We start from the raw sequence: 895 nt of genomic DNA on the forward strand, positions 1-895 counted from the left end.
CGCCGCCGCGTTCCCGCCCGCCCCGGACCGGGCGTCTTCCTGCTAGGGTTAAAACCCATTGATAGTATTGATTTAACTGTTTAAATCGGATTCAAGGCTTCCAATCGACAGGTTGGAGGCTTGGATGGGTCGCTTGTTTTGGCTATCGGATGAGCAATAGGCGGTCGTCGAGCCGCTTTTGCCGAGGAACAAGGGCGGCGCGCGCCGGGTCGATGATCGCCGGGTGATCTCCGGCATTATCCATGTTCTCAAGGTGGGCTGCGGGTGGTGCGATTGTCCGGCAGACTATGGGCCTTCGACGACGGTCTACAACCGCTTCAACCGCTGGTCCCGCAAACGGTTCTGGGCGGATCTGGTCGAAGCGCTCGCGGCGTCCGGTGCGGTCACCAAATGCACCTCCATCGACAGCACCTACGTCAAGGCACATCGCTCGGCCCATGGCGGAAAAGGGGGGCGAAAAATCAGGCGATCGGGCCGTCGCGGGGCGGGCAAACCACCAAAATCCATGTCCTCACGGACGTGATCGGACGCCCGTTCGCCTTCATGCTGACCGGCGGAAACGCAGCCGACAGTCCGGTCGCGCCACACTTGCTGGCTGGCCTGAAGGGTGTGAGATATCTGCTTGCCGACAAGGGGTATGACGCCAACAGCCTGCGAAAGCGCTTGCGCCAGGGGGCAATCGTCCCGGTCATTCCCGGCCGTTCCAACCGAAAGCGTGTCATCCGCTATGATAAGACCCGCTACAAGAGCCGCCATCTTATCGAGAACGCCTTCTGCCGTCTGAAGGATTTCCGACGCGTCGCAACCCGCTACGACAAACTCGCCAGAAACTTCCTGTCCGCCGTTGCCTTGGCAACTCTCGTCGCGTTCTGGCTATGATTGAGTCTGGAGCCTA

At 60.3% G+C, this 895-nt stretch carries 1 protein-coding gene; it reads left to right on the forward strand.

Annotation, left to right across the window (positions count from 1 at the left end):
- Nucleotides 1–178: 178 nt before the first annotated feature.
- Nucleotides 179–879, forward strand: a protein-coding gene (locus LC062_RS21280) for an IS5 family transposase (protein ID WP_224913162.1) whose coding sequence is annotated in 2 segments (ribosomal slippage) — nt 179–448 and nt 451–879 — 699 coding nt in all. Because the reading frame shifts where the segments join, the coding sequence is not laid out codon by codon here.
- Nucleotides 880–895: the final 16 nt, after the last annotated feature.

It is taken from the genome of Stappia indica, from assembly GCF_020177335.1.
In the GTDB taxonomy this organism is placed as follows: Bacteria; Pseudomonadota; Alphaproteobacteria; order Rhizobiales; family Stappiaceae; genus Stappia; species Stappia indica_B.